Genomic DNA, 4,549 nt, shown 5'->3' on the forward strand with positions numbered 1-4,549 from the left:
GACATGTTTCCGTCCAGGCGTCTCAATATGCTGCTGCTCCTCGGATCGGCGGTCGCCTTCTTCGGGAGCTTCGGACTCATCCGGACCCAGACGACGATCGACGATACCGCCTTTCTGCGCTCGATGATTCCGCATCATTCGGGTGCCATCCTGATGTGCGAGCAGGCCTCGCTGTCCGATGCCGAGATCCTCAAATTGTGCGGTGAGATCATCCGGTCGCAGACGGCGGAAATCGACCAGATGAAATCGATTCTCGCGAGAAAATGACCCGGCCTTTCCAATTGGCGTCTGCCGGCTGCCGGCGCTCCGGCGGCGTTGAACGATACGCGTCCTGATTGCCGGCACAGCGCGCGGATCGGGCACGTCGACATTCGTCATGATGGATCGGGATACCGAACATGCCCGCGACAATGCAAAACGGCTCCTTCGCCGGCGTACGCTTCGCAAGCAGTTGGTCGGGGCGCACGATCTCTTCGGAGAGCCGGCATGGGAAATGCTGATCGATCTCTTCATTCACGAATGCGAGCGCAAGCCGCTTTCGATCAGCGCCGTGTGCGTGACGGCCGGATTGCCGATGAGCAGTGCGCTTCGGCTGATCCAGAAACTGTGCGACGCCGGGCTTGTCTCGCGCATCCCCGACCCGGTCGACGGACGCCGATGCTACATCCGGCTGGATCCCCCGCTCATGCAGCGGCTGCGAGCCTATTTCAGCGCGGGCGATCTTTAGGCCGGGGCCATTGCCCGGGCCACCCCGAGGTGACCCGGACCTTTCTCACTTATGCCGGCTGCATATCATAGCCGGCCGCGCGGATCGCCTCGACGAATTTGGCGCGGTCGTGGCTGCTCTCGATCGTAACCCGGCGCGCCGGAATATCGGGCACCACGCGGGCGTCGGCATCGATGCTGTGGATGGCCTTCGTGACCGACCGCGCGCAACCGCCGCACGTCATGCCGGGAATGTCGAATTGGATCATCTTGGAACCTCCGGTTTCTGCTGATGATCCGGATATGGGGTTTCCAACGATGGCAAGGTCAATGGGTCGGACGCGCGTTTTTTACCGCTTGACCTTCCCATCGTTGGAAACCCCACATTCTGTCTCAACGAATGAAACCGGAGAATTTTCGATGTCCGATGTGATGGAGTTGAAACAGAGCACGGGTGGCGATGCGCCCGCCGCGGAGCAAGAGAAACTGAGCGTTGCGGTCGCCGGGATGACCTGCGCCTCATGCGTCGGGCATATCGAAAAGGCGATCGGCAAGCTCCCCGCGGTCGCCGGCGTCAGCGTCAATCTCGCGACCGAACGCGCCGATGTGACCTTTGCGGGCACGCCCGATCCGCTGGCGGTGGTGCAGGCAATCGAAGAGGCCGGTTATGCGGTGCCCGAAATCGAGGTCGAGCTCGGGGTCGAGGGCATGACCTGCGCCTCGTGCGTCGGCCATGTCGAAAAGGCGCTGAGGGCGGTTCCCGGCGTTGCCGCCGCAAGCGTCAATCTCGCGACCGAACGCGCCAGCATCCGGTATCGCAGCGGGCTTGTCGCGCCGGCGGATCTCGAAGCCGCGATCCGCCGCGCCGGCTATACGCCGCGCCGGCTCGAAGCCGATGCCGCCGCGCCCGACCGCGAGGCCGCGGCGCGCGAGGCCGAACTCACGGGCCTTCGTCGCTCGCTGCAACTTGCCGCGGTGCTGGCGCTGCCGGTGTTTCTGCTCGAAATGGGATCGCACCTCGTGCCGGCCGTGCATGATTTTGTCATGGCCACGATTGGCATGCAGACGAGCTGGCTGATCCAGTTCGCGCTGACGACGCTGGTGCTGTTCGGTCCCGGCCTGCGCTTTTTCCGGAAGGGCATTCCCGCGATCCTGCGCGGGACGCCCGACATGAACTCGCTCGTCGCACTCGGAACCAGCGCCGCCTGGGGTTACTCGCTCGTTGCGACCTTCACCCCCGGCGTGCTTCCTCCCGGCACCGCCAATGTCTATTATGAAGCGGCGGCGGTAATCGTCGCGCTGATCCTGCTCGGCCGCTATCTGGAAGCCAAGGCCAAGGGGCGGACGTCCGAAGCGATCAAGCGGCTTATCGGATTGCAGGCCAAGACCGCACGCGTCATACGCGACGGGGCGGTTGTCGACGTCGCGCTCGCCGACGTCGTCAGCGGGGATATCGTCGACGTGCGTCCCGGCGAGCGCGTACCGGTCGATGGCGAGGTCGTCGACGGCCAGTCCTGGGTCGATGAAGCGATGATCACCGGCGAGCCCGTGCCGGTCGCCAAGGCTGCGGGCGCCGAGGTTGTCGGCGGCACGATCAACACGACCGGTGCCTTTACCTTCCGCGCGACCAAGGTCGGTGCCGACACATTGCTCGCGCAGATTATCCGGATGGTCGAGCAGGCGCAGGGTTCGAAGCTCCCCATCCAGGCGATGGTCGACAAGGTGACCGCCTGGTTCGTCCCCGCGGTGATGGGAATCGCCGCGCTGACCTTCCTGATCTGGCTCGTCTTCGGGCCCGACCCGGCGCTGACCTTCGCGCTGATCAACGCCGTCGCGGTACTGATCATCGCTTGCCCGTGCGCGATGGGGCTCGCCACGCCGACGTCGATCATGGTCGGCACCGGGCGCGCCGCCGAACTCGGTGTGCTGTTCCGCAAGGGCGAGGCCCTGCAAACGCTGCGCGATGTTCGCGTCGTGGCGCTCGACAAGACCGGCACCCTCACCAAGGGCCGCCCCGAACTGACCGACCTCGAACCAGCGAGCGAATTCGAATATGATGAGGTGCTGGCACTCGTCGCGAGCGTCGAGACCCGGTCCGAGCATCCGATCGCCGAAGCGATCGTCGCGGCGGCGAAGGCGCGGAACCTGATCCTGGCATCGCCCACCACGTTCGAGGCTACGCCCGGTTATGGCGTGTCGGCGCGGGTCGGCGAGCATGATGTCGAGGTCGGCGCCGACCGCTTCATGACGAAGCTCGGGCATGATGTATCGGCCTTCGCTGCGAAGGCGGCCGAACTCGGCGCGCTTGGCCGGTCGCCGCTCTACGCTGCGATCGATGGCAAGCTCGCGGCAGTGATCGCGGTCGCCGACCCGATCAAGGATACGACGCCGGAGGCGATCCGCGCGCTCCACAATCTCGGTCTGAAGGTCGCAATGATCACCGGCGACAATCAGGCGACCGCCGATGCCGTCGCGCGCACGCTCGGGATCGACGAAGTGGTGGGCGAAGTGCTTCCGGGCGGAAAGGTCGATGCGCTCCACCGGCTGCGCGCGGGCGGGCGCAAGGTCGCCTTCGTCGGCGACGGCATCAACGACGCACCCGCGCTCGCCGAGGCCGATGTCGGCCTCGCGATCGGCACCGGCACCGATGTCGCGATCGAATCCGCCGACGTCGTGCTGATGTCGGGTGACCTGCGCGGCGTGGTCAACGCGATCGCGCTGTCGAAGGCGACCATCCGCAACATCCAGGAGAATCTGTTCTGGGCGTTCGGCTATAATGCCGCGCTGATCCCGGTCGCCGCGGGCGCGCTCTATCCGCTGAACGGCACGCTGCTTTCGCCGATCTTCGCGGCGGGCGCGATGGCGCTGTCGAGCGTCTTCGTGCTAAGCAATGCGCTGCGTCTCAAGGCCTTCCGGCCTGTGATCGCGTCCGACAGAAGCACGGGAGGAACGCCAGCATGAATATCGGCCAGGCTTCCAGAATGTCGGGCGTCTCGACCAAGATGATCCGATATTATGAGCAAACGGGCCTCATCCCCAAGGCCGCGCGCCATGACTCGGGGTACCGCGATTATGACGAGGCCGACGTGCACCGGCTGCGCTTCGTTCGCCGCGCGCGCGATCTCGGTTTCACCGTCGAGCAGATCGGCGGACTGCTCGGGCTATGGTCCGACCGGAGCCGCGCCAGCGCTGACGTCAAGGCGTTCGCGCTGGAGCATATCGAACGGCTCCGGGAAAAAATGGCCGAGATCGAAGCCATGGTTCGCACCCTCGAGACGCTGGCCGATCATTGCCACGGCGACGACCGCCCCGATTGCCCGATTATCGAGGGGCTGGCGGAGGGCGATGGCGCGCCCGCGGCGGTCGAGCCGCGCGCGCCGCGACGCTTCGGCACGGCTGGCGAGCAGCTCGCGCGGCGGCCGGTCGCCGGTTCGCGCGTGCGCGGGCACTGAGATGATCGGCGCCCGAAAAATGCGAGCCGCTGCGGCGAACATGAGGGATGGCGCCTTGGCATGCGTATCAATAGATGCGCGGGGTCAAGCCGGAAGGCTTGGCCCGGGCGCACGGACAAGAGCGATGAGCAAGACCAGGCATAATTTTCCATCCCTGCCGCATGTCCGCGCCGTCATAGTCGCGGATGCGAAGCCATGACGCGGCTGATCGCTTCGCTGCTCGTCGCGCTTGCCTTGTTCGTGTCGCCGCTGGCGACGTCGAACGCCGCGGCCATGGACCAGATGACGAGCTGCGCGTCGATGGGGTCGGCGTCGAGCTGTCCCGAGAAGAGCCGCAGCGAAAAGCCCTGCGCGCCCGCAGCCTGCGTCAACGTCTGTGCATCGGTTTGCTT

Annotated in this window: 6 protein-coding genes; 4 read left to right on the top strand and 2 right to left on the bottom strand. The window is 65.6% G+C overall.

The window, feature by feature from the left end:
- Nucleotides 1-267: DUF305 domain-containing protein (locus ACGHJ7_RS14630; RefSeq protein ID WP_390479154.1), on the top strand; the 267-nt coding region annotated here is incomplete at its 5' end.
- A 109-nt stretch (nt 268-376) separates the two neighbouring features.
- Nucleotides 377-727, top strand: coding sequence for a helix-turn-helix domain-containing protein (locus ACGHJ7_RS14635; RefSeq protein WP_008831366.1), 351 nt, complete (start codon nt 377-379; stop codon nt 725-727).
- A 49-nt stretch (nt 728-776) separates the two neighbouring features.
- On the opposite strand, the gene ACGHJ7_RS14640 is transcribed toward ACGHJ7_RS14635, so the two are convergent.
- Complete coding sequence (locus tag ACGHJ7_RS14640; protein ID WP_008831365.1) at nt 777-974, bottom strand: heavy-metal-associated domain-containing protein; 198 nt, start codon at nt 972-974, stop codon at nt 777-779.
- A gap of 163 nt (nt 975-1,137) precedes the next feature.
- On the opposite strand from ACGHJ7_RS14640, the gene ACGHJ7_RS14645 reads away from it, so the two are divergent.
- Together ACGHJ7_RS14645 and cueR are read left to right on the top strand one after the other, a co-directional pair.
- On the top strand, nt 1,138-3,666 hold the full coding sequence (locus tag ACGHJ7_RS14645; RefSeq protein ID WP_174302247.1) for a heavy metal translocating P-type ATPase: 2,529 nt from the start codon (nt 1,138-1,140) through the stop codon (nt 3,664-3,666).
- Nucleotides 3,663-4,157 carry a Cu(I)-responsive transcriptional regulator gene (gene cueR, locus ACGHJ7_RS14650; RefSeq protein ID WP_019054720.1) on the top strand — a complete coding sequence of 165 codons (495 nt, stop codon included), beginning with the start codon at nt 3,663-3,665 and terminating at the stop codon, nt 4,155-4,157. The genes ACGHJ7_RS14645 and cueR overlap by 4 nt, the downstream gene beginning before the upstream one ends.
- A 173-nt stretch (nt 4,158-4,330) precedes the next feature.
- Here cueR and ACGHJ7_RS14655 read toward each other — a convergent pair.
- A partial coding sequence (locus ACGHJ7_RS14655) for a hypothetical protein (RefSeq protein WP_390479156.1) occupies nt 4,331-4,549 on the bottom strand: 219 nt, incomplete at its 5' end.

It is taken from the genome of Altererythrobacter sp. MTPC7, assembly GCF_042851395.1.
GTDB lineage: Bacteria > Pseudomonadota > Alphaproteobacteria > Sphingomonadales > Sphingomonadaceae > CAJXSN01.

Excerpts from the sequence above, each read along its gene's own strand:
- ACGHJ7_RS14635 (WP_008831366.1), top strand. The coding sequence starts at position 377 with ATGATGGATCGGGATACCGAACATGCCCGCGACAATGCAAAACGGCTC.
- ACGHJ7_RS14640 (WP_008831365.1), bottom strand. The coding sequence starts at position 974 with ATGATCCAATTCGACATTCCCGGCATGACGTGCGGCGGTTGCGCGCGG.
- ACGHJ7_RS14645 (WP_174302247.1), top strand. The coding sequence starts at position 1,138 with ATGGAGTTGAAACAGAGCACGGGTGGCGATGCGCCCGCCGCGGAGCAA.
- cueR (WP_019054720.1), top strand. The coding sequence starts at position 3,663 with ATGAATATCGGCCAGGCTTCCAGAATGTCGGGCGTCTCGACCAAGATG.